22 protein-coding genes and 1 pseudogene are annotated in these 23,934 nt (G+C 63.9%); 13 read left to right on the forward strand and 10 right to left on the reverse strand.

From position 1 onward, the window contains the following. Positions 1 to 375: 375 nt before the first annotated feature. Together ACFLEY_RS02015 and ACFLEY_RS02020 are read left to right on the forward strand one after the other, a co-directional pair. Positions 376 to 1,181 (forward strand): annotated as a pseudogene (locus ACFLEY_RS02015) (N-acyl homoserine lactonase family protein). Between the two features lie 308 nt (positions 1,182 to 1,489). Continuing rightward, a complete protein-coding gene (locus tag ACFLEY_RS02020) occupies positions 1,490 to 2,554 on the forward strand; it encodes an IS630-like element ISRj1 family transposase (protein WP_026192128.1) in 1,065 nt (354 codons plus the stop codon). A gap of 163 nt (positions 2,555 to 2,717) precedes the next feature. Here ACFLEY_RS02020 and ACFLEY_RS02025 read toward each other — a convergent pair whose 3' ends face one another. The 4 genes from ACFLEY_RS02025 to ACFLEY_RS02040 form a co-directional block, all read right to left on the reverse strand. After that, complete coding sequence (locus ACFLEY_RS02025) at positions 2,718 to 3,059, reverse strand: MaoC/PaaZ C-terminal domain-containing protein (protein WP_309142125.1); 342 nt, start codon at positions 3,057 to 3,059, stop codon at positions 2,718 to 2,720. Continuing rightward, the gene (locus tag ACFLEY_RS02030; RefSeq protein ID WP_249163272.1) at positions 3,017 to 3,178 is read right to left on the reverse strand and encodes a hypothetical protein; all 162 of its coding nucleotides are present in this window, start codon (positions 3,176 to 3,178) and stop codon (positions 3,017 to 3,019) included. Before ACFLEY_RS02030 ends, ACFLEY_RS02025 begins: the two co-directional genes overlap by 43 nt. Before the next feature lie 29 nt (positions 3,179 to 3,207). Next, the gene (locus tag ACFLEY_RS02035) at positions 3,208 to 3,570 is read right to left on the reverse strand and encodes a hypothetical protein (protein WP_060909787.1); all 363 of its coding nucleotides are present in this window, start codon (positions 3,568 to 3,570) and stop codon (positions 3,208 to 3,210) included. A 318-nt stretch (positions 3,571 to 3,888) separates the two neighbouring features. Next, complete coding sequence (locus tag ACFLEY_RS02040; protein ID WP_060909788.1) at positions 3,889 to 4,431, reverse strand: MarR family winged helix-turn-helix transcriptional regulator; 543 nt, start codon at positions 4,429 to 4,431, stop codon at positions 3,889 to 3,891. A 110-nt stretch (positions 4,432 to 4,541) separates the two neighbouring features. On the opposite strand from ACFLEY_RS02040, the gene ACFLEY_RS02045 reads away from it, so the two are divergent. The 5 genes from ACFLEY_RS02045 to fahA all read left to right on the forward strand — a co-directional run bounded on the left by ACFLEY_RS02045 (position 4,542) and on the right by fahA (position 10,148). Beyond that, positions 4,542 to 6,170, forward strand: a complete 1,629-nt coding sequence (locus tag ACFLEY_RS02045; protein WP_060909789.1) for an FAD-dependent oxidoreductase — start codon at positions 4,542 to 4,544, stop codon at positions 6,168 to 6,170. 8 nt (positions 6,171 to 6,178) lie between these two features. Next, positions 6,179 to 6,406 carry a DUF2783 domain-containing protein gene (locus ACFLEY_RS02050; protein WP_060909790.1) on the forward strand — a complete coding sequence of 76 codons (228 nt, stop codon included), beginning with the start codon at positions 6,179 to 6,181 and terminating at the stop codon, positions 6,404 to 6,406. Positions 6,407 to 6,429: 23 nt separating this feature from the next. After that, complete coding sequence (locus tag ACFLEY_RS02055) at positions 6,430 to 7,386, forward strand: MBL fold metallo-hydrolase (protein WP_060909791.1); 957 nt, start codon at positions 6,430 to 6,432, stop codon at positions 7,384 to 7,386. Positions 7,387 to 7,388: 2 nt separating this feature from the next. Beyond that, entirely contained in the window at positions 7,389 to 8,735 is a 1,347-nt protein-coding gene (gene hmgA / locus ACFLEY_RS02060; RefSeq protein ID WP_060909792.1) for a homogentisate 1,2-dioxygenase, read from the forward strand. 141 nt (positions 8,736 to 8,876) lie between these two features. Continuing rightward, the gene (gene fahA / locus ACFLEY_RS02065) at positions 8,877 to 10,148 is read left to right on the forward strand and encodes a fumarylacetoacetase (protein ID WP_060909793.1); all 1,272 of its coding nucleotides are present in this window, start codon (positions 8,877 to 8,879) and stop codon (positions 10,146 to 10,148) included. Between the two features lie 96 nt (positions 10,149 to 10,244). Here the strand turns inward: fahA and ACFLEY_RS02070 are convergent, their stop codons facing one another. Together ACFLEY_RS02070 and ACFLEY_RS02075 are read right to left on the reverse strand one after the other, a co-directional pair. Next, on the reverse strand, positions 10,245 to 10,556 hold the full coding sequence (locus tag ACFLEY_RS02070) for a DUF1272 domain-containing protein (protein ID WP_011083173.1): 312 nt from the start codon (positions 10,554 to 10,556) through the stop codon (positions 10,245 to 10,247). Between the two features lie 71 nt (positions 10,557 to 10,627). Next, complete coding sequence (locus tag ACFLEY_RS02075) at positions 10,628 to 11,107, reverse strand: Lrp/AsnC family transcriptional regulator (RefSeq protein ID WP_028175656.1); 480 nt, start codon at positions 11,105 to 11,107, stop codon at positions 10,628 to 10,630. A 121-nt stretch (positions 11,108 to 11,228) separates the two neighbouring features. Here ACFLEY_RS02075 and hppD point away from each other — a divergent pair, with 121 nt between their 5' ends. Then, complete coding sequence (gene hppD / locus ACFLEY_RS02080; RefSeq protein WP_060909794.1) at positions 11,229 to 12,347, forward strand: 4-hydroxyphenylpyruvate dioxygenase; 1,119 nt, start codon at positions 11,229 to 11,231, stop codon at positions 12,345 to 12,347. A 243-nt stretch (positions 12,348 to 12,590) separates the two neighbouring features. Here the strand turns inward: hppD and ACFLEY_RS02085 are convergent, their stop codons facing one another. The 4 genes from ACFLEY_RS02085 to ACFLEY_RS02100 all read right to left on the reverse strand — a co-directional run bounded on the left by ACFLEY_RS02085 (position 12,591) and on the right by ACFLEY_RS02100 (position 17,763). Beyond that, positions 12,591 to 13,703, reverse strand: a complete 1,113-nt coding sequence (locus tag ACFLEY_RS02085) for a CaiB/BaiF CoA-transferase family protein (RefSeq protein WP_060912827.1) — start codon at positions 13,701 to 13,703, stop codon at positions 12,591 to 12,593. Between the two features lie 207 nt (positions 13,704 to 13,910). Next, positions 13,911 to 14,711, reverse strand: coding sequence for a xanthine dehydrogenase family protein subunit M (locus ACFLEY_RS02090; protein ID WP_060909795.1), 801 nt, complete (start codon positions 14,709 to 14,711; stop codon positions 13,911 to 13,913). A 139-nt stretch (positions 14,712 to 14,850) separates the two neighbouring features. Continuing rightward, positions 14,851 to 17,193 (reverse strand): xanthine dehydrogenase family protein molybdopterin-binding subunit, encoded by a 2,343-nt coding sequence (locus ACFLEY_RS02095; RefSeq protein ID WP_060909796.1) that lies wholly within the window; start codon positions 17,191 to 17,193, stop codon positions 14,851 to 14,853. A gap of 84 nt (positions 17,194 to 17,277) precedes the next feature. Next, positions 17,278 to 17,763: a (2Fe-2S)-binding protein gene (locus ACFLEY_RS02100; protein ID WP_028175651.1), complete on the reverse strand. Its 486-nt coding sequence runs from the start codon at positions 17,761 to 17,763 to the stop codon at positions 17,278 to 17,280. 591 nt (positions 17,764 to 18,354) lie between these two features. On the opposite strand from ACFLEY_RS02100, the gene ACFLEY_RS02105 reads away from it, so the two are divergent. The 5 genes from ACFLEY_RS02105 to ACFLEY_RS02125 all read left to right on the forward strand — a co-directional run bounded on the left by ACFLEY_RS02105 (position 18,355) and on the right by ACFLEY_RS02125 (position 23,874). After that, entirely contained in the window at positions 18,355 to 18,804 is a 450-nt protein-coding gene (locus tag ACFLEY_RS02105; protein ID WP_028175650.1) for a carbon monoxide dehydrogenase subunit G, read from the forward strand. A gap of 408 nt (positions 18,805 to 19,212) precedes the next feature. Beyond that, positions 19,213 to 20,928 carry a PQQ-dependent methanol/ethanol family dehydrogenase gene (locus ACFLEY_RS02110; RefSeq protein WP_039186352.1) on the forward strand — a complete coding sequence of 572 codons (1,716 nt, stop codon included), beginning with the start codon at positions 19,213 to 19,215 and terminating at the stop codon, positions 20,926 to 20,928. A 131-nt stretch (positions 20,929 to 21,059) separates the two neighbouring features. Further along, positions 21,060 to 22,232, forward strand: coding sequence for a c-type cytochrome (locus ACFLEY_RS02115; RefSeq protein ID WP_060909797.1), 1,173 nt, complete (start codon positions 21,060 to 21,062; stop codon positions 22,230 to 22,232). A 138-nt stretch (positions 22,233 to 22,370) separates the two neighbouring features. Next, the gene (locus ACFLEY_RS02120; RefSeq protein ID WP_011083163.1) at positions 22,371 to 23,054 is read left to right on the forward strand and encodes a response regulator transcription factor; all 684 of its coding nucleotides are present in this window, start codon (positions 22,371 to 22,373) and stop codon (positions 23,052 to 23,054) included. Positions 23,055 to 23,178: 124 nt separating this feature from the next. After that, positions 23,179 to 23,874, forward strand: coding sequence for a response regulator transcription factor (locus ACFLEY_RS02125; RefSeq protein WP_049832585.1), 696 nt, complete (start codon positions 23,179 to 23,181; stop codon positions 23,872 to 23,874). Positions 23,875 to 23,934 lie beyond the last annotated feature (60 nt).

Genomic DNA, 23,934 nt, shown 5'->3' on the forward strand with positions numbered 1-23,934 from the left:
CCCAGCTTGCGCCGCGGCGACCTTAACTTACGCAATGTGCATTATCAAACCGGGGAGAGGGGGCGTCAACCGCTTGGAGATTCGGCATTATCGCGACGATTGACCGCAACGCAGGGGCGCGCCGCGAGGGGAATAAACGGGCCATCATGGTCGTGCTCGACGCGATCCGGTTGGGCATTGCAGCGGCCATCTCGGGGCACCCCTGTTAGGGGAGTCTTTTTTAGGGGAATCTTGGCGCCGAAAATGTGATTGGTCTCACATTGGAGGGGGCCTCCGCGCATCACGCATGGCGTTTGACCTTTCCGGCGGACAATGGCTTGGTGCGCTCGTACCTCCCCGAAGGTCCACACAAGAAGCAAGACCAAAAGAAAAATCATGGGAAACGCCTACGAAATCTACGCACTGCGCTATGCGACCATGTCGCCGCGCACTCCCAGCATGAACTTCCTGGCGCCGGATCCGCATGACAGCGCGGCGCAGGACCTCGACTACTTCGTCTGGCTGATCCGCGGCGGCGGCCGCGACATCCTGGTCGATACCGGCTTCAATGCCGAGGAGGCGAGCGCACGCGCGCGCAAGCTGACGCTCAATCCGGTCGATGCGCTGGAGCGCTTTGGCGTCAGGGCGTCGGCGATTCGCGACATCATCGTGACGCATTTGCATTACGACCATGCCGGCAATCTCGATCGTTTTGCGAACGCGCGCTTCCATCTTCAGGAGCGCGAGATGGCTTACGCGACCGGCCGCTGCATGTGCAACGGACTGTTGCGACATCCGTTCTCGGTCGAGCACGTCACGCAGATGGTGCGCCATGTCTATGGCGAGCGCGTCAATTTCTATTCCGGCGACGGCGAGATCGCGCCCGGAATCACCGTGCACCGTGTTGGCGGCCATTCGACGGCTTGCAGGTGGTCAAGGTCGAGACCGCGCGCGGGCCGGTGGTGCTGGCGTCCGACGCCGCGCATTACTACGCCAATCTGCAGCGCCGCAGCCCGTTTCCGATCGTCTACAATGTCGGTGACATGGCACAGGGCTGGGAGACGATCGAGCGTCTCGCCGGCCACCCCGACAGGTTCATTCCCGGCCACGATCCGATCGTGACGGAGATCTATCCGCGTGCGAGCGACAAGGTCGACGCCTGGGCGCTGCATTTGCCGCCGTCGCGGTCGTTCGTGAAATAGCGGTTGAGACCTGCCCCACGCTCGTCGTCCCGGACAAGCGCGCCCAAAGCGCGCGTAGATCCGGGACCCATAATCCCAGGGAAGAGTTTGGCGCGACACTGCAACCGCGAGTCTTCGTGATCACTGCGTCCTGTGGTTATGGATCCCGGATCTGCGCTTCGCTCTAGACAACGCTTCGCGTTGTCTAGAGCACTGCTTGTCCGGGACGACGATTGAGTTTTGGACGGCGCCGCGCGTCGCGCCTCCTCGCCATGAGGGTCAACTAGTACCCACTTTTCTTGGAACGTGAGTCGTGATTCAAGGTCGGGATGATACCCGAAGCAAGAGAAGTCCACCTTTCGAGGAAAGATCGCAAGGTGCTTGAGGCGTGCTGTCGCTCACCGGTGACGTTGCAGCGCGATTTGAAGCGGGCGCGGATAGTTCTGTTGGCGGCGGATGGGCGCAGCACCCGGTCGATCGCCAAGGAAGTTGGGGTCCAGCCGCGGATTGTCAGCCTTTGGCGGCATCGCTATGCCGACCATGGCCTTGAAGGGCTGCAAGACAAGCCGCGGCCTGGCAAGCAGCCGATCTATACGAAGACGACCGACAAGCGGATTCTGAAGCTGCTGGATAAGCCGCCACCGCAAGGGTTTGCGCGCTGGACCGGCCCCCTGCTGGCCGAGGCGCTGGGCGATGTCGATGTCCAATATGTCTGGCGGTTCCTGCGCAGCCACAAGATTGACCTGGTGGCTCGCAAGTCCTGGTGCGAGAGCAACGACCCGAACTTTACGGCCAAAGCCGCCGATGTTGTCGGCCTCTATGTCGCGCCGCCGGCGAAGGCCATTGTGCTGTGCGTGGACGAGAAGCCCTCGATCCAGGCTTTGGAGCGAGCGCAGGGTTATCTGAAGTTGCCCAATGGCCGCGCCTTGACCGGCCAAAGCCACGATTACAAGCGGCATGGCACCACAACATTGTTTGCGGCGCTCGAAGTCGCCACCGGAAAGATCATCGCGACCCATTCAAAACGCCGGCGCCGCGTCGAGTTTCTCGATTTCATGAACAGCGTCACCGCGGCTTTTCCGAACCGCAAGCTTCACGTCATCCTCGACAACCTCAACACCCATAAAAAGAACGAGGACTGGCTCAAGGCCCACCCCAACGTGCAATTTCATTTCACGCCGACAAGTGCGTCATGGCTCAATCAGGTCGAAGTATGGTTTTCCATCTTGCAGGGGCAGTCGCTCAGCGGCACCTCCTTCACGAGCCTCAAGCAGCTTCAGGAACACATCGATGCCTACGTCAACGCATACAACGACAGAGCCGAGCCCTTCGTCTGGACCAAGAAAAAGGTCCGTCAACGCCGTTTCAAAGGCCGCCGTATCACTCAGCTCTGATTCCGGGTACTAGTCGTCAGGAATGCAGGGGCGTGTACTTCGTAAATCCGGGATGTTTGCTTTCTAGGGTAAAGCGGACACCCAGCCCCGAACCCGGAATGTCGCCTTGTGACGCACAAGAGACATCAGAGCGAAACCAACCGACGGCAGCTTATTGGATGGCTTACATCGATGCTTTCGCATCCGGTCGCCTCGCAACGAGAACATTGCCGATGCACTGTAGCACCGTCTCGCGTCTTTGGTTGCGCAAGTGGATTTGGTTGCGAAGGATTCCCCTATCGGAGCTCGACCTCGACTCGCGCTTCTCCAGAACGATCGATTCAAGATCAAGGTGGTCTCCGGGGCGTACCGCGTTCGGCAGCCTCACCTCATCCCAGCCGAGCCCGGCAAGGACACGGAGCGGAGGCTGTAGTTTGCTCGTTAGCGAGATGAAGATCGCGAACGTGTGGGCACCGGATGCCGTCAGTCCCGCAAAAACTGAGCGCGCAGCAGCTTCCTCATCGATGTGGAAGGGCCGTGCTCATATTGCTTGGCGAACTGAATAATTTCGTCCTTGGAGACAAAATAGGGGCCGGCCTTGCGGCTATCGCCAATCTCGGTGTCTTCAAAATAGCCGCTGGTCATCGGTCAATCCTTTACAAGCGCCCGCCAATCTAGGTCATGCTCCCTGGCAAGAAGCACCGGATCGATATCTCCGGATAGAGGTCGTTGTAGATCGGCCAGACCATGGTGCGTCCGACTTTGTTCGGTACGGTGATGATGGCATCGTCAGGCACATCGACCCAGATCATCACTTTGGAGTCGGCGGTTTTCGGCAGTCGCACACGGTAGTGGCCGTCTCTGGCTTCCCAGTCTACGTCTTCGACGGCATGACCGTCGGCGTGCGAACAGCAGAGGCCTTTGCCGCTTGCCAAACTCTCAAACCATTCGAGAAGTGGTGAATTCCTGTAGCGTCCGTCGAGATCGCGCCCCGGCGCCGGCGCCGGCGACATCACCATCGCGATAGCCGCGCTCATGGCGATTTGCGAAAGGATGAAGCATTCACAAAGCTGTACGCGCACACACTAACCTTTGCCGAATTGAAGGGCCGTAACATCGCGGTCGGCATCGATCTCTGAGGCTCCGCTGAGAGTTGCGGGCGTAGCGTTAGAGTATTGAGGTTCTGTGAGCCGCATCGGCCGCGCGGCGGTCCTGACCGGCCGCAATGTGCCGACGCCGCCAAGCGCAGTTGTCTTGACCGCGTCGTCGCTTCGGCATCGGGCCGCCGTCGGCCGAGCGGAAAGTCGCGACAAAGACGGCTCAGCAACTACATGCTGGAGCGTCTATTCCGCACCCTAATACGCGTGCTTGGCATCCGCCTCTTCGCTGGTCTGGATCAGGTCGAGACTCTGCTCGATCTTGCCGAGCAGAGCCGAGAGCTGCTTGCGCTCCTGCGCCGAGAGGCAGGCGAGGATCTCGTCCTCACGCCGCAGCAATTGCGGGAACAGCTCTTCGTAGAGCGCGCGGCCCTTCTTCGTCAGTTGCAGGCGGAATTCGCGGCGGTCGGCTTCGTTCTCGACGCGCTCGATTAGTCCCTCATGCAACAGCATGGTGACGGCGCGGCTGATGGTCGATTTGTGCGTGCGGGTGCATTGCGAGATGTACTGCGCGCTACAGGCATCGTTGCGGAAACCGAGCGTCGCGATCACGCGCCAGGCCGGAATGTCGAGGCCGTGACGCTCCTGATATTCGACCGCGAGCGCGGAACTCACCTCCGCGGCAAGCCGGTTGAGGCGGAACGGCACGAACTTGAACAGATCGAGCCGCGTTTTTTGCCGCGGCGACGCCTCGCCCGCCTCTTGTCTCTGCAGCGCCGCATCGCTGGATGTCCTCGCCAAGGCTTGCGCTCCGAATTCCAGTTGACGGCCGGCCGGCTCCGGTCCAAAATAGTTGCACGTGAGACTATCTAGCAGATCAGCCCTCTCCTGACCAGAGCCGAGGTTAGCGCATGGCGCAGGTCAATGTGCATCAGACCAAGACCCAATTCGGCTATCGCCGCCACCCCGATCAGGACCGTCTCGGGCAAAGCCCGGCCGAGCATCCGGTTGTGGTTGTCGGCGCGGGCCCGGTCGGGCTGTCGCTGGCGATCGACCTCGCGCAGCGCGGCCAGAGCGTCGTCCTTCTGGATGATGCCGACCGCATCGGCGAAGGCTCGCGCGCGATCTGCTTCTCGAAACGCTCGCTGGAGTACTGGGACCGGCTTGGCGTCGGCGACCGCATGGTCGAGAAGGGCGTGGTGTGGAGCGTCGGTCGCATCTTCCATGGCGAGTCCCAGCTCTACCAGTTCAACCTGCTGCCGGAAGACGGTCACAAGCGGCCGGCCTTCATCAATCTCCAGCAATATTACGCCGAGGCCTATCTGGTCGATCGCATCAGCGATCTGCCTGCGATCGACCTGCGCTGGCGCAACAAGGTGACGGCGCTGGAGCAGCGCAACGATTCCGTCGCGCTGACGATCGAGACGCCGGAGGGCGCCTACCGCCTGCACGCGCAATACGTCGTCGCCTGCGACGGCGCGCGGTCGTCGCTGCGGCAGATGGTTGGCGCCGAGTTCGCCGGCCAGGTGTTCGAGGACCAGTTCCTGATCGCCGACGTCAAGATGACGGCGGAATTCCCGACCGAGCGCTGGTTCTGGTTCGATCCGCCGTTCCATGCGGGACGCTCGGCGCTGCTGCACCGGCAGCCCGACGATGTCTGGCGCATCGATCTCCAGCTCAATCGCTACGCCGATCCGGTCGTCGAGAAGAAGCCGGAAAACGTGCGGCCGCGGATTGCGCGCATGCTGGGCCACGACAAGTTCGAGTTCGAGTGGATCTCGCTCTACAAATTCCAGTGCCGGCGCATGGACCGCTTCATCCATGGCCGCGTGATCTTCGCCGGCGACTCCGCGCATCAGGTCTCGCCCTTCGGTGCGCGCGGCGCCAATTCGGGACTCGAGGACGCGGAAAACCTGTCCTGGAAGCTCGACCGCGTCCTGCGCGGCACCTCGCCCGCGAGCCTGCTGGAGAGCTACCACGCCGAGCGCAGCATGGCGGCGGATGAGAACATCCGCGAATCCACCCGCTCGACCGATTTCATGGCGCCGAACTCGCACCAGGAGGCGCGGCTGCGCAAGGCGGTGCTGTCGCTCGCTAAGGAGACCGAATTCGGCAAGCGCATGGTCAATGGTGGGCGGCTCTCGGTGCCGTGCAGCTATGATACGTCGCTGTCGTCGCCCGATGCGGATATGTGGGGCGCCGGCCCGCGGCCCGGCTGTTCCATGTTGGATGCGCCGGTTGCCACAAGCGCGGGTGAGCAGGCCTATCTGACGGATGCATTCCGCAAGGGCGGAACAGACTTCACCTTGCTGTCGTTCAGCAATGGCACGGAGCTCGGCGTGCCCGAAGGCGTGAAGGATATCCGCATCGGCGGCGAGGGCGGCCTTGCTGATCCCTCGGGCCTCGTCGCAAGGCGCTACGACGCCGACGCGGGTGCTGCCTATCTGCTCAGGCCCGATGGTTACGTTGCTGCGCGGTTCCGTCATCCGACGCGCGAGACCATTGCTGCGGCGCTGTCGCGCGCCGAAGGCTTGAATTGAGGTTTGGTATGCCGCTGTCCACCAGTTCCAACTTCGCACGCCCGGACGACGCCTTTCGCGCCATCGTCGAGGCGCATCGCGGCCTCACGGAGGAGCAGAGCGCCGATTTCGACGCGGCATTGGTGCTGATCCTCGCCAACCATATCGGCGACATCGATGTGCTGCGGGAAGCGATCGGGCTCGCCAAGCGCCGCATGATCGACGGCCAGCAGCAGCAACAACAGCAACAACAATAACCCTGTGACCTAAGGATGAATTGATGGCGAAGAACTTCGCGTCCACCGGCGATCTCGCCGAGAAGAAAATCACCTTCTCCGAGATCGGCGCCGATCTCTATGCTTTCACCGCGGAGGGCGATCCGAACACGGCCGTGATCGTCGGCGACGACGGCTGCCTCGTGTTCGACGCGCAGGCAACGCCCGCGATGGCGAACAAGGTGATCGAGCGCGTCCGCACCGTCACCGACAAGCCGATCAAATATGTCGTGCTGTCGCACTATCACGCCGTGCGCGTGCTGGGGGCCTCCGCCTACAAGGCGCAAGGTATCGTCGCCTCGCAGGAGACCTATCGTCTCATCGAGGAGCGCGGCAAGCAGGATTGGGATTCCGAATACGGCCGCTTCCCGCGCCTGTTCCAGGATGCGCAGAGCATTCCCGGTCTGACCTGGCCGACGCTGACCTTCGAAGGCGAGATGTCGATCTATCTCGGCAAGCGCGAGGTGCGCTTGATGCAGCTCGGCGCCGGCCACACCTCGGGCGACATCGTCGCCTGGGTGCCGGATGCGGAAGTGATGTTCTCCGGCGATCTCATCGAGTACCACTCGGCCTGCTATTGCGGTGATGCGCATTTGCGCGAATGGCCGCTGACGCTGAACGAGATCCGCAACTTCAATCCCAGGGCGATCGCGCCGGGGCGCGGCGATGCGCTGAAGGGCACAGCCACCGTGCGCGAGGCCATCGCGATGACGCGGGACTTCGTCACCTCGCTCTATGGCGCCGCCGAAATCTCGGTCGCCAAAGGACGCACGCTGAAGGAATCGATGGCGGCGACGCGCGAGGTGATGGATCCGAAGTTTTCGAGCTTCGCCATCTACGAGCACTGCCTGCCGTTCAACGTGTCGCGCGCTTACGACGAAGCGTCGGGGATCGACGACCCCGTGATCTGGACCGACAAGCGCGATCAGGAGATGTGGACCGCCTTGCAAGGAGGAGGATAGTCATGAACATCAATACCTCGCCTGACCAGATCATCCGCAGCTCGGCCCAGGTCACGCCGGGCTACATGTCCGGCTTCGGCAACAGCTTTGAGACGGAGGCGCTGCCGGGCGCGCTGCCGATCGGGCGCAACTCGCCGCAGCGCTGCGCCTACGGGCTCTATGCCGAGCAGCTGTCGGGCTCGCCCTTCACCGCGCCGCGCGGCAGCAATGAGCGCTCCTGGCTCTACCGCATCCGCCCCTCGGTGAAGCATTCGGGCCGCTTCGAGAAGGCCGATGCCGGCCTGTGGCGCTCGGCGCCGTGCCATGAATACGATCTGCCCATCGCTCAGATGCGCTGGGACCCGACGCCGGTGCCGCAGGAGGAGGTCACCTTCGTTCAGGGTGTGCAGACCATGACGACGGCCGGCGACGTTAATACGCAGGCCGGCATGGCCGCGCATGTCTATCTCATCACCAAGTCGATGGTGGACCAGCATTTCTACAATGCCGACGGCGAGCTGATGTTCGTGCTCCAACAGGGGAACCTGCGCCTCGTCACCGAGTTCGGCCGCATCGACGCCGAGCCCGGCGAGATCGTGGTGATCCCGCGCGGCGTCAAGTTTCGGGTCGAGATTCCGAATGGGCCCGCGCGCGGTTATCTCTGCGAGAACTACGGCGGCGCCTTCACGCTGCCGGAGCGCGGGCCGATCGGCGCCAACTGCCTCGCCAATGCGCGCGACTTCCTGACGCCGGTCGCGAACTACGAGGACAAGGACACGCCGACCGAGTTGTTCGTGAAATGGGGCGGGTCGCTGTTCAAGACCACCTTGCCGCATTCGCCGATCGACGTCGTCGCCTGGCACGGCAATTACGCGCCCTATAAATACGATCTGCGCACCTTCTCTCCGGTCGGCGCGATCGGCTTCGACCATCCCGATCCGTCGATCTTCACCGTGCTGACCTCGCCGTCGGAGACCGCGGGCACCGCGAACATCGATTTCGTGATCTTCCCGGAGCGCTGGATGGTCGCCGACAACACCTTCCGGCCGCCGTGGTACCACATGAACATCATGAGCGAGTTCATGGGCCTGATCTACGGCGTCTACGACGCCAAGCCGCAGGGCTTCGTCCCCGGCGGCATGAGCCTGCACAATTGCATGCTGCCGCACGGCCCGGATCGTGATGCCTTCGAGCACGCCAGCAACGGCGAATTGAAGCCGGTGAAGCTGACCGGCACCATGGCCTTCATGTTCGAGACCCGCTACCCGCAGCGCGTCACCGCGCATGCCGCGAACGCGTCCACGCTCCAGGACGATTACGCCGATTGCTGGAAGGGCCTGGAGAAGCGGTTCGATCCGAACAGGCCGTAGTGACTTCGTCATTCCGGGATGCGCCAGAGGCGCAGGCCCGGAATCCATACTCACGATCGTGGTTATGGATTCCGGGCTCGCGCTCCGCGCGCCCCGGAATGACGGCGGAGAAACCGTCTCAGAACATCCGGCAGGAAACCAATGCCCCACCCCAACGATCCCAGCCTCCGCTCCTTCATCGACGTCGATCCGGCCTCCGACTTCCCGATCCAGAACCTGCCCTATGGCGTGTTCTCGACCGCGGCCAACCCGACGCCGCGCGTCGGCGTCGCGATCGGCAATTACGTGCTCGATCTCTGGGAGCTCGAGCAGGACTCGCGTCTCGATGTCGGCGCGCTCGGCGTGTTCTCGGGCGCCTCGCTCAATCCGTTCATAGCGCTGGGGCCGAAGGTCTGGGCAAGGACGCGGGCGCGGATCAGCGAGCTCCTGCGCGCGGATCATCCGGAGCTGCGCGACAATGAGGAGCTGCGCAAGCAGGCCTTGGTGCCGATGCGCGACGCCAAACTGCACATGCCGTTCGCGGTCTCCGGCTACACCGACTTTTATTCGTCCAGGGAGCACGCCACCAATGTCGGCGTGATGTTCCGCGGCAAGGACAATGCGTTGCAGCCGAACTGGCTGCATATGCCGATCGCCTATAACGGCCGCGCGTCCACGGTCGTGGTGTCAGGCACCAACGTGAAGCGCCCGCGCGGGCAATTGAAGCCGCCGAATGTCGACGTTCCGAGCTTTGGTCCCTGCAAGCGGCTCGATTTCGAGCTGGAGATGGGCGTCGTGGTCGGCCAGCCCTCAGCCATGGGCGGCATGCTCACCGAGCAGCAGGCCGAACAGATGATCTTCGGCTTCGTCCTGCTCAACGACTGGAGCGCGCGCGACATCCAGCAGTGGGAGTACGTGCCGCTCGGTCCGTTCCTGGCAAAGGCGTTTGCGACCTCGATCAGCCCGTGGGTGGTGACGCGCGAGGCGCTGGAGCCGTTCCGGCTGAAGGGGCCGGAGCAGGAGCCGGTGCCGCTCGATTATCTCAAGCAGGCCAAGCCGCAGAACTACAGCATCGAGCTCGACGTCTCGCTGCGGCCCGGCGGCGCCAACGCGCCCACCAGCATCAGCCGCACCAATTTCAAGTACATGTACTGGTCCTCGGTGCAGCAGCTCATGCATCACGCCTCCTCTGGCTGCGCCATGAATGTCGGCGATCTCCTAGGGAGCGGCACCATCTCCGGCCCGGAGAAGAACCAGCGCGGCAGCCTGCTGGAGATCAGCTGGAACGGCACCGAGCCGGTCGAACTCCCCGGCGGCATCAACCGCTCGTTCCTGGAGGACGGCGACAGCCTCGTCATGCGGGGTTGGTGCCAGGGCGCCGGCTATCGCGTCGGGTTCGGCCAGGTCGAGGGGACGATTTTGCCGGCGGAGTGAGATGGTCGTCATTCCGGGGCGATGCGAAGCATCGAACCCGGAATCTCGAGGTTCCGGGTTCGCGCTTCGCGCGCCCCGGAACGACGAGTTAGAAATTCAACGCCTCTCCGGCGGCACGTCGCGTATCCGCGCGCAATGTGCCGCGACATCCTCCACGCTGTATTTCAGATGCACCCGCTTGTCCGACGGCGCCTGCCTGGTCGTGCACACGCCCGGCCGCCATTCCTGCGTGGGGCGGATCGGGCGCGGCGCAAAGCCGCCGCCGCAATTCGGGCAGACGTTGGAGAGCTTGGTCTCGACGCAGTCCGCACAGAATGTGCATTCATAGGAGCAGATCCGCGCATCCGTTGCGTCAGGCGGCAGGTCGCGGTCGCAATATTCGCAGTTCGGTCGAAGCTGGAGGGCCATGGTCGAATCTCCGGATCGGCCGGATCATCGCAGACGGCGCGTGACGCGCGAATGCCGTAGTTCCCTCGATTTCAGCCAGCCTTCAAATCCCTCAGCGGCAGCCGCGTGCTTTCCTTCAGCCTGTCCAGCACGATCGAGGAACGCACATGCGCCACGCTCTGGTGCGGCATCAGAACGTCGTTGACGAGGTTGGAGAGGCCCTTCAGGTCGCGCAGCACGGCTTTCAGCACGTAATCGGCATCGCCCGTCAGCGAGTAGGCTTCCTGGATCTCGTCGATCCGGTTCACCAGCGCGCGAAAACGCTTGGAATTGTCCGGCGAGTGGGTCGCGAGCCCCACCTGGATGAAGGCGATCACGCCGAAGCCGAGCGCCTCGCTGGAGAGATCGGCGTGATAGCCCGCGATCACCTTCTCCTCCTCCAGCCGCATCCGCCGCCGCGAGCATTGCGAGGCCGAGAGACCTGCGAGCTCCGCAAGCTCCTGGTTGGTGAGGCGGCCGTCGTCCTGGAGCGCGCCGAGAATCCTGAGGTCGAAGGCGTCCACCGAAATCATGCGGGCTTTGTCCATTTGATGCACGGATCGTGCATATGATAGCCAAATGTCGTCCCGTTTGCACGCCCCTTGCGCGTCCCATGAAGGATAGTTCCTCCCAGCAGCCATTTGGGAGAGCAGCATGGGTCCGTTTCCGCACGATGCACCGCCGGCCACGATCAGCGCCGACAATCCGATGGGCACCGACGGCTTCGAGTTCGTCGAGTATGCGCATCCCAATCCGGAACAGCTGCACGCGCTGTTCAAGCTGATGGGCTATGTGCCCGTCGCGCGCCACAAGACCAAGGCGATCACGGTCTATCGCCAGGGCGACATCAACTATCTCGTCAACGAGCAGCCCGGCACCCACGGCTACGATTTCGTCGCCGCGCACGGTCCCTGTGCGCCGTCGATGGCGTTTCGCGTCGTCGATGCGAAGGCGGCCTACGAGCGCGCGATTGCGCTCGGCGCAGAGCCCGCCAACGTGTCATCCGCGCAGAAGGCGCTCGACGTGCCCGCGATCAAGGGCATCGGCGGCAGCCTGCTCTATTTCGTCGATCGCTACGGCGCCAAGGGCTCGGCCTATGATTCCGAGTACGAGTGGATGGGCGCGCGCGATCCCAAGCCGGTCGGTGCCGGCCTGTTCTATCTCGACCACCTCACCCACAACGTTCATCGCGGCCGCATGGATGTCTGGACCGGCTTCTACGAAAGGCTGTTCAACTTCCGCCAGATCCGCTTCTTCGACATCGAGGGGCGCGCCTCCGGCCTGTTCTCGCGCGCGCTGACCAGCCCCGACGGCAAGATCCGGATTCCGATCAACGAGGACGCCGGCGATTCCGGCCAGATCGAGGAATATCTGAAGATCTATCGCGGCGAAGGCATCCAGCACATCGCCTGCGGCTGCCGCGACATCTACCACACCATCGAGGGCCTGCGCGAGGCCGGCCTGCCCTTCATGCCCTCGCCGCCCGAGACCTATTTCGAGCGGATCGACGCGCGCCTGCCGAAGCATGGCGAGGACATCGCACGGCTTCAGAAGAACGGTATCCTGATCGACGGCGAAGGCGTGGTCGACGGCGGCCAGACCAAGGTGCTGCTGCAGATCTTCTCGGCCAACGCGATCGGCCCGATCTTCTTCGAGTTCATCCAGCGCAAGGGCGATGACGGCTTCGGCGAGGGCAACTTCAAGGCCCTGTTCGAATCGATCGAGGAGGACCAGATCCGGCGCGGGGTGCTGAAGGTGGATGACGCGGCGTAGCTCGTCGCTATTGCCTGCATTTGCCGCCTCATAACAGGTGTCGTCCCGGACAAGCGCAAGCGCAGATCCGGGACCCATGCCACGGGGAGGAGTTGCGGCGCGAAAGCGGTAGCTCCGAGTCCCGTAACCACAACGGCCTGTGGTTATGGATCCCGGATCAGCGCTCCGCTCTAGACAACGCTATGCGTTGTCTAGAGCTGCGCTTGTCCGGGACGAAAGCGGAGCGTGTTGCGACGGCGGAGATTATTTCGCCGCCTGCCACGCCTTCGTCACCGCCGCGATCTCCGCGCCCTCCGGCTCGCGCACCGCTGATGGCGTCCGTGAGAACCTTGGTGCGGGCGCAGGTTGTTTCACGCCGTGGCGCTCGACGAACACCTGTCGGGCGACCATGTGCGGATGTTGCGTGGCCTCCGACATGGTCAGCACCGGCGCGAAGCAGATGTCGGTGCCTTCCATGATCTTGCACCAGTCCTCGCGCGTCTTGCTCTTGAACACGGCTTTCAGCTTTTCCTTCAGCGCCGGCCAGGCCTTGCGGTCCATCTGCGCGTCGAAATCGGCGTCGGTCAGGCCCGCGTGCTGGCGCAGCAGCGCGTAGAACTGCGGCTCGATCGAGCCGATCGAGACGAAATGGCCGCAGGCGCATTCGTAGACGCCGTAGAAATGCGCGCCGCCGTCGAGGAAGTTCTGGTTGCGCCCTTCGGTCCAGCGGCCGATCGTGGTCATGTCGAAGAAGAACGACATCAGCGATGCGGCGCCGTCGCACATCGCGGCATCGACCACCTGGCCCTTGCCGGACCTCGATGCTTCGAGCAGGGCCGCGAGCACGCCGACGACGAGATAGAGTGCACCGCCGCCGAAATCGCCGACCAGGTTGAGCGGCGGCACCGGCGCCTCCTTCGTGCCGATCGCGGCGAGCGCGCCGGTGATGGAGATGTAGTTGATGTCGTGGCCGGCGGCATTCGCGAGCGGGCCTTCCTGGCCCCAGCCGGTCATGCGGCCGTAGACGAGCTTTGGGTTGCGCGCGAGCACCACGTCGGGGCCCAGTCCGAGCCGCTCCATCACGCCGGGACGAAAACCTTCGACCAGCGCATCGGCGCTCGCAAGCAGGTCGAGCACCTGTGCGATCGCCGCCTTGTCCTTGAGGTCAAGCTCGATCACCTTGCGGCCGCGGCCCGCCACCGACTTCATGCTCTTCTTGGCGCCGACCCGGTCGAGCGTGACGACGTCGGCGCCCATGTCGGCCAGCATCATGCAGGCGAACGGGCCGGGCCCGATGCCGGCGAATTCGACGATGCGGAAGCCCGAGAGCGGGCCGGAGGCGCGGACGGACGAGGTGGGGGCTGATTTGTCGAGCACGTTGTTGTTTCCTCGGGTCGCAGGCAAGTGCCGGTGATCCGGCAAACGCCTCCGACGTTGCTCTTGGGGGCGAGTTAATTGGCTGATTAACTTTTCTCGCCTTCCCGCCAGCGAGGCAAGCGGTTTTCATGCATGGGCGCATAATAAAAGCGGCGCGCATTTCTGCGCGCCGCGGAAAATTTGTGTTCAGTCGCTAGAGCGGGATCGTCAGCCTGCGGCGGCCACCGCACGCTGCGCCATCACCTTGATGAGGTTCGCACGATACTCCGACGTGCCGTGGATGTCGGACAGAAGTCCGCTCGCCGAAATAGTCACGCTGTCGATCGCCGACGGCGACCAGTTGGCCTTGAGCGCGGCTTCGATGGCGGGAATGCGCACCACGCCGCTCTGCGAGGCGCCCGTGGCGGCAACGCGGACATCGCCCGACTTCGTCTGCGCGACGAACACGCCGGTCAGCGCAAAGCGCGAGGCCGGATGCGGGAATTTCGCGTAGCCCGCTTTCCCCGGAACCGGGAACGACACGGCGGTGATGATCTCGCCGTCCTCGAGCGCCGTCGTAAACAGGCCCTTGAAGAAATCCTCCGCCGAGATCGAACGCTTGTTGGTCTTCACGGTGGCACCGAGCGCCAGCGTCGCGGCCGGATAATCCGCGGCAGGGTCGTTGTTGGCGAGCGAGCCGCCGATCGTGCCGCGGTAGCGCACGGCGGGGTCGCCGATCAGCGACGCGAGATAGGCGAGCGCGGGGATCGCCTTCTTCGCGGCATCGCTGGTCGCCACGTCGTAATGCGGCGTGGCGGCCTTGATGGTCAGCGTGTCGCCGGCGGCCTCGATGCCGATCATGTCCTTGATCTTGCCGAGGTCGATCACGTCGGACGGGCTGGCGAGGCGCTGCTTCATGACCGGCAGCAGCGTCTGGCCGCCGGCGAGGAATTTCGCCTCGCTGCTCTTGCCGAACAGGCTGACCGCTTCGTCGACCGAGGAAGCGCGATGATAGGTGGTCTGGTACATCTTGGTTGCTCCTGAAATCTTTTCTCTGTCATTCCGGGATGCGCCGCAGGCGCAGACCCGGAATCTCGAGGTTGAATTCGTGGCTCCAGATTCCGGGTTCGACGCTTCGCGTCGCCCCGGAATGACGATGATGAGGCGGTTAAGCCGCGTTGATCGTGCGCCACACCCGGTCAGGGGTTGCGGGCATTTCCAGATTGTTCTTGCCGATCGCATCCGTGATCGCGTTGATCACGGCCGCTGACGCCCCGATCGCGCCGGCCTCACCGCAACCCTTGATGCCGAGCGGATTGCCCGGGCACAGCGTCGTGGTGTGGGAGAGGTTGAACGAGGGCACATCGTCGGCGCGCGGCATGGCATAGTCCATGAACGAGGCCGTGACCGGCTGGCCGTTGGCGTCGTAGATCGCGTGCTCGAGCAGCGCCTGTCCGATGCCTTGAACCAGGCCGCCATGCACCTGGCCCTCGACGATCATCGGGTTGATCAGCCGGCCGAAATCGTCGGCCGCGACGAAGTTGACGAAGGAGGTCTTGCCGGTGCCGGGATCGACCTCGAGCTCGCAGATATAGGTACCGGCCGGGAAGGTGAAGTTGGTCGGATCGTAGAAGGCGCTCTCCTTCAGGCCCGGCTCCATTCCGTCAGGCAGATTGTGCGCGGTGTAGGCTGCGAGCGCGACCATCGGGAAGGCGATCGCCTTGTCGGTGCCCGTCACCTTGAACTCGCCGTTCTCGATGACGATGTCGGCTTCCGACGCTTCCAGCGCATGCGCGGCGATCTTCTTGGCCTTGGACTCCATCTTCTCCATGGCCTTCAGGATCGCGGTGAGGCCGACGGCCGCCGAGCGCGAGCCGTAGGTGCCCATGCCGAACTGCACCTTGTCGGTGTCGCCATGAACGATCGAGACCTGGCTGATGGGAACCCCCAGGCGCTCCGCCACGAGCTGGCAGAACGTCGTCTCGTGACCCTGGCCGTGGCTGTGCGAGCCCGTGAGGATCTCGATGGTGCCGACCGGGTTGACGCGCACCTCGGCGGATTCCCAAAGGCCGACGCCGGCCCCCAGGCTGCCGACGGCCTTCGACGGCGCGATGCCGCAGGCCTCGATGTAGCAGGACACGCCGATGCCGCGCAGCTTGCCGTCCGCCTTGGCCTTGGCCTTGCGCGCGGCGAAGCCGGCATAGTCGATCGCCTTCATCGCGGCGTCGAGCGAAGCGTTAAAGTCGCCGGTGTCATAGGCCATGATCACGGGCGTCTGGTGCGGGAACTGGGTGATGAAGTTGGTCCGGCGCAGCGCGGCCGGATCGACCTTCAACTGCCGCGCCGCCGTCTCCATCAGCCGCTCGATCAAATAGCTCGCCTCGGGGCGGCCCGCGCCACGATAGGCGTCGACCGGCGTGGTGTTGGTGTAGACCCCGATCACCTCGGCATGGATCGCCGGGATGTTGTACTGGCCCGACAGCAGCGTCGCGTAGAGATAGGTCGGTACCGACGAGGAGAACAGCGACATGTAGGCGCCGAAATTGGCATAGGTCTTCACCTTGAGGCCGGTGATCTTGTTGCTGGCGTCGAACGCCATCTCGGCATGGGTCACATGGTCGCGGCCATGCGCGTCGGTGAGGAAGGCCTCGGTGCGGTCGCCGGTCCATTTCACGGGACGGCCGACCTTCTTCGAGGCCCACAGCGCCACCATCTCCTCCGGATAGATGAAGATCTTGGAGCCGAAGCCGCCGCCGACGTCGGGCGCGATCACCCGCAGCTTGTGCTCGGGCGCGATGTTGTAGAACGCCGACAGCACGAGGCGGGCGACGTGCGGGTTCTGCGACGTCGTGTAGAGCGTGAAATGCTCCTCCGCGGCGTCGTAATCGGCGATCGCCGCGCGCGGCTCCATCGCGTTCGGCGCGAGGCGGTTGTTGGTGACGTCGAGCTTCACGACATTGGCGGCCTTGGCGAAGGCCGCATCGGTGGCGCCCTCGTCGCCGATCACCCAGTCATAGACCTGGTTGCCGGGAGCCTCGGGATGAAGCTGCGGCGCGCCGGCCTTGATCGCGGCGTGGACGTCGGCGACCGCGGGAAGTTCCTCGTAATCGACCACGACAGCTTCCGCCGCGTCGCGCGCCAGATTCTTGCTGTCGGCGATCACGACCGCGACGGCCTGACCGACGAAGCGCACCGTCTCCGGCGCCATCGCCGGCCATGCGCCCATCTTCATCGGGCTGCCGTCCTTGGAGGTGATGGCCCAGCCGCAAATCAGGTTACCGACCTTGTCGTCGACGATCTGCTGCCCCGTGAGCACCGCGACCACGCCCGGCATCTTCAGCGCGGCGGAAGAGTTGATCTTCTTCACCTTGGCGTGCGCGTGCGGGCTTCTGATGAAATGGGCATGGGTCATGCCCACCAATTTGATGTCGTCGACGTAGCGGCCCTTGCCGGTAATGAAACGCTTGTCTTCCTTGCGCACGACTCGCGCGCCGATGCCTTCAACACCCATGTCTGGTCCTCCCGACCGGAATTATTTTGACTGCGCTTTCCATCGAAAGCAGCAAGTGGTGGTCTTTGTTCGAGGCGGGCGGCCTTACTCGGCCGCCTGCGCAACCTTCATGCGTCCTGCTGCATCCAGCACGGCCTTGACGATGTTGTGGTAGCCGGTGCAGCGGCAGATATTGCCTTCGAGCTCCTGGCGGACGGTGGCCTCGTCGAGCTCGCCACCATGGCGGTGCACGATGTCGATCGCCGACATGATCATGCCCGGCGTGCAATAGCCGCACTGCAGGCCGTGATTGTCGCGGAAGGCGGCCTGCATCGGATGCAGCTCGTCGCCCTTGGCGATGCCCTCGATGGTGGTGACGCTGGCGCCGTCGGCCTGTCCCGCCAGCATGGTGCAGGATTTCACCGCGCGGCCGTCCATGTGCACGACGCAGGCACCGCACTGGCTGGTGTCGCAGCCGACATGGGTGCCGGTGAGGTTGAGGTGATCGCGCAGGAGATGGACCAGCAGCGTGCGATCCTCGACGTCGACAGCAACGGCCTTGCCGTTCACTGTCAGTTTGACTGTAGACACGGTGAAGTCCTCCCGAATGTTTGTAGTTATTCCAATTAGAGACAGCGCGAACGGAACTTTGCAACTGGGATTTTGGGGACTGCGCGTCATCGAAAGGTCATCGTGGCGGCTGTCGCGGTGCGCGATTCGGCCACGATGTTCCGTGCCGCCGCCAGTGCGTGGCGCGACCTTGCAGGGAGCTTTCGAGAACGATCTCCGCTTCGTCGATGGCGGCTGGGTTCAGCCGCCGGCGCGAGGCGCTGGCCCTGGATGTCGGCGCCCTTGGCGCGTCGTTTCTCCCTTTGATGTCGTGTTCGTTGTTGCGAATAGGAGCACGCGCCCACGCCGTTGTAATCGCGATCTTGGTAGTAGACGGCGGCAGGCTAAGTCATTGATTCTATTGATGTTGACCTTGGCGTTCCTCGCCGGACAGTCCATTCCGTCACTCCGGGGCCCGAGCGGAGCGAGGGAGCCGGAATCCATCGGGCCGCAGCGTGGCATTGAGTGAATGAGACGCCAGAAAAAGCACCCCTAGTACTTCCTGGCGATTGATCGCAGCCGGGCGCCGCCCTAGTCGTGCCATACAAGCAACGGTCAAAAGGGGTGGAAGCGATGCAGATGAACGACAGTCAGCGTATCCCAGCGTCGAAAGCCAATGTGTGGGCCGCGCTCAACGATCCCGATATTCTCAGGCGCTGCATTCCCGGCTGCCAATCGCTGGAGATGGCATCGCCGACGGAGATGATTGCGACCGTGGTGCTGAAGGTCGGCCCGGTGAAGGCGACGTTCAGCGGCAAGGTGACGCTGACCGATATCGATGCGCCCAACGGCTACCGCATCGTCGGCGAAGGCGCCGGCGGCGTCGCCGGCTTTGCCAAGGGCGGCGCGAAGGTCAGGCTGGAAGAAGAATCGCCTGGCGTCACCGTCCTGCACTACGAGGCCGACGCGCAGATCGGCGGCAAGCTCGCACAGCTCGGCTCGCGGCTGATCGATTCGACGTCGCGAAAGCTTGCCGCGAATTTCTTCGAAAGCTTCGCGGCTGTGGTAGCGCCATCATCGTGATCAGCGCGTCGTCCTCGGCGCCCTGACGCGAACTAGTAGGGTGGGCAAAGGCGCTCTTGCGCCGTGCCCACCACTTAACCAATCCACGATTGCGAGAGAAGAGGTGGGCACGCTTCGCTTTGCCCACCCTACTGCGCTGATTGGGCCGGACGAAGCGGATTACGGCGCGATGCTGCCCAAATCCGATGGCGCATTTTGAGCTGTAAAATAAGGGCAAGACGCAAGCCCGGACAACGAGATGAGCGGCAAAAGCCGCCAATGATTTGCACTACTACCTTCCGCCTATACTAAGCGCGACAAGGCGATGCTGTAATTTCGAACGATGGCTCGCAGACGAACTGCGCATCACGGGCGCGGCGCGCTCAGGCGCCTAACATGGCGTGCACAACAACATCGTGGAGGGAATACATGACCTTTGGAACGAAGGGCTTCTTGGCTGGCATCTCGATGGTTGCGATGCTGGCCACCGCTACGTCGGGCGTTCGCGCCAACGACTCCCTGCTCAAGGCGCAATCCGATTCGAACCAGTGGGCCGTTGCCGGCCACGACTACGGCAACACGCGCTTCAGCCCGCTGAAGCAGATCAACACCGAGAACGCCGGCAAGCTGACGCTCGCTTATTCGTTCTCGCTCGCCTCGCTCCGTTCGAACGAATCCTCGCCGATCGTCGTCGGCAACACGCTCTACGTTTCGAGCTCCTGGGGCCCGAAATACGTCTACGCACTCGATGCCGCCACCGGCGTGCGCAAATGGACCTACGAACCCGATATTCCCGAGGACGTGCTGCAATACGCCTGCTGCGACGTGAACAATCGCGGCGTCTCCTATGCCGACGGCAAGATCTTCGTCGGCCGCCTCGACGGCAAGCTGACGGCGCTCGATGCCGCGACCGGCAAGGCGCTCTGGACGGCGAAGGTGGTCGATTACAAGCAGGGTTCGGTCATCACCTCGCCGCCGCTCGTCGTGCGCGACAAGGTCATCACCGGTTTCGGCGGCGGCGAGTACGGCGTGCGCGGCTCGCTCCAGGCCTTCGACATCAACACCGGCAAGCAGCTCTGGCAGACCTACACCGTTCCGTCGCCGGATGAGCCCGGCGGCGACACCTGGAAGGGCGACTCCGCCCAGCATGGCGGCGGTGCGGCCTGGCTGGTCGGCTCCTACGATCCGAAGACCGACACGGTCTATTGGGGTACCAGCAATCCCGGCCCCTGGAACACGGCGGTACGCTCGACCGGCGACGGCAATTTCGGCAAGCTGACCAACCTCTACACCGCCTCGACGGTGGCGTTCGATCCCAACACCGGCAAGATCAAGTGGCACATCCAGACCACGCCGGCCGATGCCTGGGACTATGACGGCGTCAACGAAGCCGTGCTCGCGGATCTGAAGATCGGCGGCAGCACCGTGCCGGCGCTGATGAAGGCGGATCGCAACGGCTACTTCTTCGTCGCCAATCGCGAGACCGGCAAGGTGCTTTCGGCGGAGAAATACGTGTTCTCCAACTGGGCCAAGAAGTGGGACGTCGCCACGATGCGCGCGGTCGAGGATCCCGACAAGCGTCCCGGGCCGAACCATCCCGCCAAGGACATCTGCCCGAACCTGATCGGCGGCAAGAACTGGCAGCCGATGTCGTTCAACCCGCAGACCGGCCTCGTCTACATCCCGTCCAACAATGTCTGCATGGACTGGTCGGTCTCCGACGTCGCCTACAAGCGCGGTGTGTTCTATCTCGGCGCCGAATTCCCGACCAAGGAAGGCCCCGGCGGTTTCCTCGGCGAGCTCGTGGCCTGGGATCCGGTCGCGCAGAAGAAGGTCTGGTCGATCAAGGAAGACCTGCCGTTCAACGGTGGCACGCTGACCACCGGCGGTGGCCTCGTGTTTGCCGGCAACATCCATGGCGATTTCCGCGCCATCGATGCGAAGTCCGGCAAGGTGTTGTGGAGCAGGAATCTCGGCTCCGGCATCGGCGCAGGTCCGGTGACCTACCAGGTCGACGGCAAGCAATATGTCGCCATCGTCGTCGGCCGCACGGCTGCGCTGCCTGCGTTCCTGGGCGAGGTAGGAAAGAAGATGACGGCCGCAGCTCCCGAGGGCGGTTCGCTCTTCGTGTTCTCCGTCCAGTGACCACTCGCGCGCGTATCCCCGCGGGATACGCGCGCGCTTTTTCCAGACTTTGGTTGCGGCATCGGCCGATGCCTGGTGCCGCTGCGCTTGGCTCAACGAGCTCCGGCTCAACAAAGCTATGGGAGACGAGGATGCGTCCGAATCATTCCGGCATCGGTGCGAGCCGAAATCGCGCCATCGCAGGCCTGCTCACATGTGCCGCGCTGATCGTTCCGGTCTCGCTGCGCGCAGACGAGGCGCAGCCGCTCCGCCTCTGCGCCGATCCGACCAATCTTCCATTCTCGAGCGATAGTCCGTCGCAACCGGGCTTCTATGTCGAGATCGGGCAGGCCCTGGCGCAGGCGCTCGGCCGGCCAATCGCTTTTGACTGGTACAAATCCTATTTCGGCAAGCGCACCGTGCGCGTCACCCTGCTCGGCAAGCAATGCGACGCCATGATCGGGCTGCCGCGGTCCGAGGATTTCATGGGACCGGCCGTGATCTTCTCCAACGCGTTCGCGAAGCAGGGCTATGCCCTCGTGGCCGCCAAGGGGCAGGCGCTCGATGGCATCGACGGCCTCAAGGGCAAGCGCGTCGCCGTGCAGTTCGCCAGCACGCCGCAAAACCTGCTCGCGAGCCGTGACGACATCCAGAAGGTGACGGTGCTGTCACCCGAGCAAGGCATGCAGGCGCTCGATCAGGGCAAGGCCGACGTCGCCTTCATCTGGGGGCCGGTCGCCGGCTGGCTGAACAAGACCAGCTACGGCGATCGCTATCAGATCCAGCTCACCGAGGGTGAAGGCCTGTCATGGGATGCGGCGATCGGCTTTGCGAAGACGTCCACCGAGCTGCGTGATCGCGTCGATGCCGTCCTGCCGCAGCTTCAGGGCACGATCGGCGCGCTCGCGGTGAAATATGGCCTGCCGACCGGCCAGCCGGCGCGCTTCGGTGCGACCCGGGCGATGCCGGCGGGAACGACGACCGGGACCGGACCCGGCGCGACGCAGACCGCCAATGTGGTGGCGACCGAGACCAAGGGGGACGCGGCCGCGCCGGCCGCCGAGGCCGTCGGCTCGGGCAAGGAGATCTTCAACGGAACCTGTGCGCACTGCCACGGCCCCGACGCGATCCAGAGCGAGCGGAAGATCGACCTGCGGCTGCTGCGTCACCGCTACGGCGACGAGATGCGCGAGAAGTTCTGGACGACCGTGCATGAGGGACGGCCGACCAAGGGCATGCCGGCCTGGAAAGAGGTCTTCACCGACGAGCAGTTCGACCACATCTTTTCCTTCCTGGTGACGGTCCAGTCCGAATCGAACGACTGAACGATCTTGACCGAACGCGATCGGGAGGATGTGGTAGCGTCCGTCCGGCATCATCCCGGCGCCGGACGGCTATCGCATGGATGTGCCGCTTCCGCTGCTGCGGTCGATGCGGGTGCGGTGCAGTGTTGGGAAGGCCCCATGACCAGCTTCCTGATCATCGACGATCATCCGCTGTTTCGCGAGGCGCTCGGCAATGCGGTGCGGCTGGCCTTGCCGGAGGCGCGGATCTTCGAAGCGATGTCGATCGGGGATGCCCTGCATATTCTGTCGGCCGGGGAGGGCATCGACCTCGCGCTGCTCGACCTCTCGCTGCCGGATGCGACCGGCTTCTCCGGCTTCCTGCGCTTGCGCGAGGCCTATCCGCGCCTGCCCGTCGCTATCGTGTCGAGCGAGGAGGATCAGCACGTCGTCCGCGAGGCGTTGGCGCTGGGCGCCGCCGGCTATCTGCCCAAGTCGACGTCGAAGCGTGAGCTGGCGCAATCGATCGAGGGTGTGCTGAGCGGATCGGTGTCGGTGCCGAAGGATTTCGTGGCGACGCCGCGGCGGCGGGCCGATGCCAGCAAGGCGCTCGAGGTCAAGCTGCGCGAGCTCACGCCGCAGCAGCTTCGCGTGCTCGACCTCCTGCGTCGCGGCTATCCGAACCGGCAGATCGCCCAGGAGCTTCAGCTCGCCGAATCCACGGTGAAGGCGCATATCACCGAGATCCTGCGCAAGCTCGGCCTGTTCAGCCGCAACAAGGCGATCATCGAGATCGGCAAGATGGAGCTGCCCGATCCGCGCAGCCGGCCTCATGCACGGGTCGATCGCGGCAGGCCGCAATGACGCGCGCTGTCGTCCTTGACCTGGATCAAGCCGGCGCGGCCCTGCTGAGCCATTCTCAGCATGTGCAATTCAACGTCGGCCCCGGCGGCATCTTGGGCAAGGTCTTCAGAATGGCTCATACGTGATGCGATTTCTGATCGTCGAGGACCATCCGCTGTTTCGCGAGGCGCTCGAGGGCGCGCTCCGGATGGTGGCGCCCGCGGCCGATATTCTTCAGGCGACCTCGATCGACGGCGCGCTGGAGCAGGTCGCGGCGACCACCGAGCTCGACCTGATCCTGCTCGATCTGTCGATGCCGGGCACCACGGGTCTTTCGGGCATCATCCGCATCCGCAAGGCGTTCCCCAAAATTCCCGTCGTCATCGTATCCGGATATCAGGATCGGCAGATCATCTCCGGCGCATTGTCGCTCGGCGTGTCCGGCTACATCCTCAAATCGTCGTCCAAGCAGGATCTGGCGCAATCGATCGGCGAGGTGCTGCGCGGCGCGGTCTGTGTTCCCGCCGCGTATCGCGGGCAGGTCCGCCCGCAGCGCGCGGCCGGCCCCGCGCAGGATCTCCTGAAGCGCCTGCACGAGCTGACGCCGCAGCAATTGCGCGTGCTCGAAATGCTCAAGCGCGGGCTGCAAAACAAGCAGATCGCCTTTGAGCTGAAGATCTCGGAGACCACGGTGAAGGTCCACGTCTCCGACATCCTGCGCAAGCTCAACGTGATCAGCCGCACCAAGGCCATCGTCGAAATGTCCAGGATCGATTTCGCGACGCTGGCAGGCGGGGGCACCGCGGCCGAGCGCGAGCGGCCACGGCCGGACCAGCAGTGAGGCGATCCGCGCCTGGTTTGCCCTCCAGATTGAGAGCGCTCTGTTTCTGTTTTCGGTTGT

Source organism: Bradyrhizobium sp. YCK136 (genome assembly GCF_044570075.1).
Lineage (GTDB): Bacteria > Pseudomonadota > Alphaproteobacteria > Rhizobiales > Xanthobacteraceae > Bradyrhizobium > Bradyrhizobium diazoefficiens.

Bases quoted from the DNA above. Each gene is read 5' to 3' on its own strand.
- ACFLEY_RS02020 (WP_026192128.1), top strand. From the start codon at position 1,490: ATGATACCCGAAGCAAGAGAAGTCCACCTTTCGAGGAAAGATCGCAAG.
- ACFLEY_RS02120 (WP_011083163.1), top strand. From the start codon at position 22,371: ATGACCAGCTTCCTGATCATCGACGATCATCCGCTGTTTCGCGAGGCG.
- ACFLEY_RS02055 (WP_060909791.1), top strand. From the start codon at position 6,430: ATGGCGAAGAACTTCGCGTCCACCGGCGATCTCGCCGAGAAGAAAATC.
- hmgA (WP_060909792.1), top strand. From the start codon at position 7,389: ATGAACATCAATACCTCGCCTGACCAGATCATCCGCAGCTCGGCCCAG.
- ACFLEY_RS02045 (WP_060909789.1), top strand. From the start codon at position 4,542: ATGGCGCAGGTCAATGTGCATCAGACCAAGACCCAATTCGGCTATCGC.
- ACFLEY_RS02105 (WP_028175650.1), top strand. From the start codon at position 18,355: ATGCAGATGAACGACAGTCAGCGTATCCCAGCGTCGAAAGCCAATGTG.
- ACFLEY_RS02090 (WP_060909795.1), bottom strand. From the start codon at position 14,711: ATGTACCAGACCACCTATCATCGCGCTTCCTCGGTCGACGAAGCGGTC.
- ACFLEY_RS02035 (WP_060909787.1), bottom strand. From the start codon at position 3,570: ATGAGCGCGGCTATCGCGATGGTGATGTCGCCGGCGCCGGCGCCGGGG.
- ACFLEY_RS02110 (WP_039186352.1), top strand. From the start codon at position 19,213: ATGACCTTTGGAACGAAGGGCTTCTTGGCTGGCATCTCGATGGTTGCG.
- ACFLEY_RS02095 (WP_060909796.1), bottom strand. From the start codon at position 17,193: ATGGGTGTTGAAGGCATCGGCGCGCGAGTCGTGCGCAAGGAAGACAAG.
- ACFLEY_RS02125 (WP_049832585.1), top strand. From the start codon at position 23,179: ATGCGATTTCTGATCGTCGAGGACCATCCGCTGTTTCGCGAGGCGCTC.
- ACFLEY_RS02075 (WP_028175656.1), bottom strand. From the start codon at position 11,107: ATGATTTCGGTGGACGCCTTCGACCTCAGGATTCTCGGCGCGCTCCAG.
- ACFLEY_RS02070 (WP_011083173.1), bottom strand. From the start codon at position 10,556: ATGGCCCTCCAGCTTCGACCGAACTGCGAATATTGCGACCGCGACCTG.
- fahA (WP_060909793.1), top strand. From the start codon at position 8,877: ATGCCCCACCCCAACGATCCCAGCCTCCGCTCCTTCATCGACGTCGAT.
- ACFLEY_RS02030 (WP_249163272.1), bottom strand. From the start codon at position 3,178: ATGACCAGCGGCTATTTTGAAGACACCGAGATTGGCGATAGCCGCAAG.
- ACFLEY_RS02115 (WP_060909797.1), top strand. From the start codon at position 21,060: ATGCGTCCGAATCATTCCGGCATCGGTGCGAGCCGAAATCGCGCCATC.
- ACFLEY_RS02050 (WP_060909790.1), top strand. From the start codon at position 6,179: ATGCCGCTGTCCACCAGTTCCAACTTCGCACGCCCGGACGACGCCTTT.
- hppD (WP_060909794.1), top strand. From the start codon at position 11,229: ATGGGTCCGTTTCCGCACGATGCACCGCCGGCCACGATCAGCGCCGAC.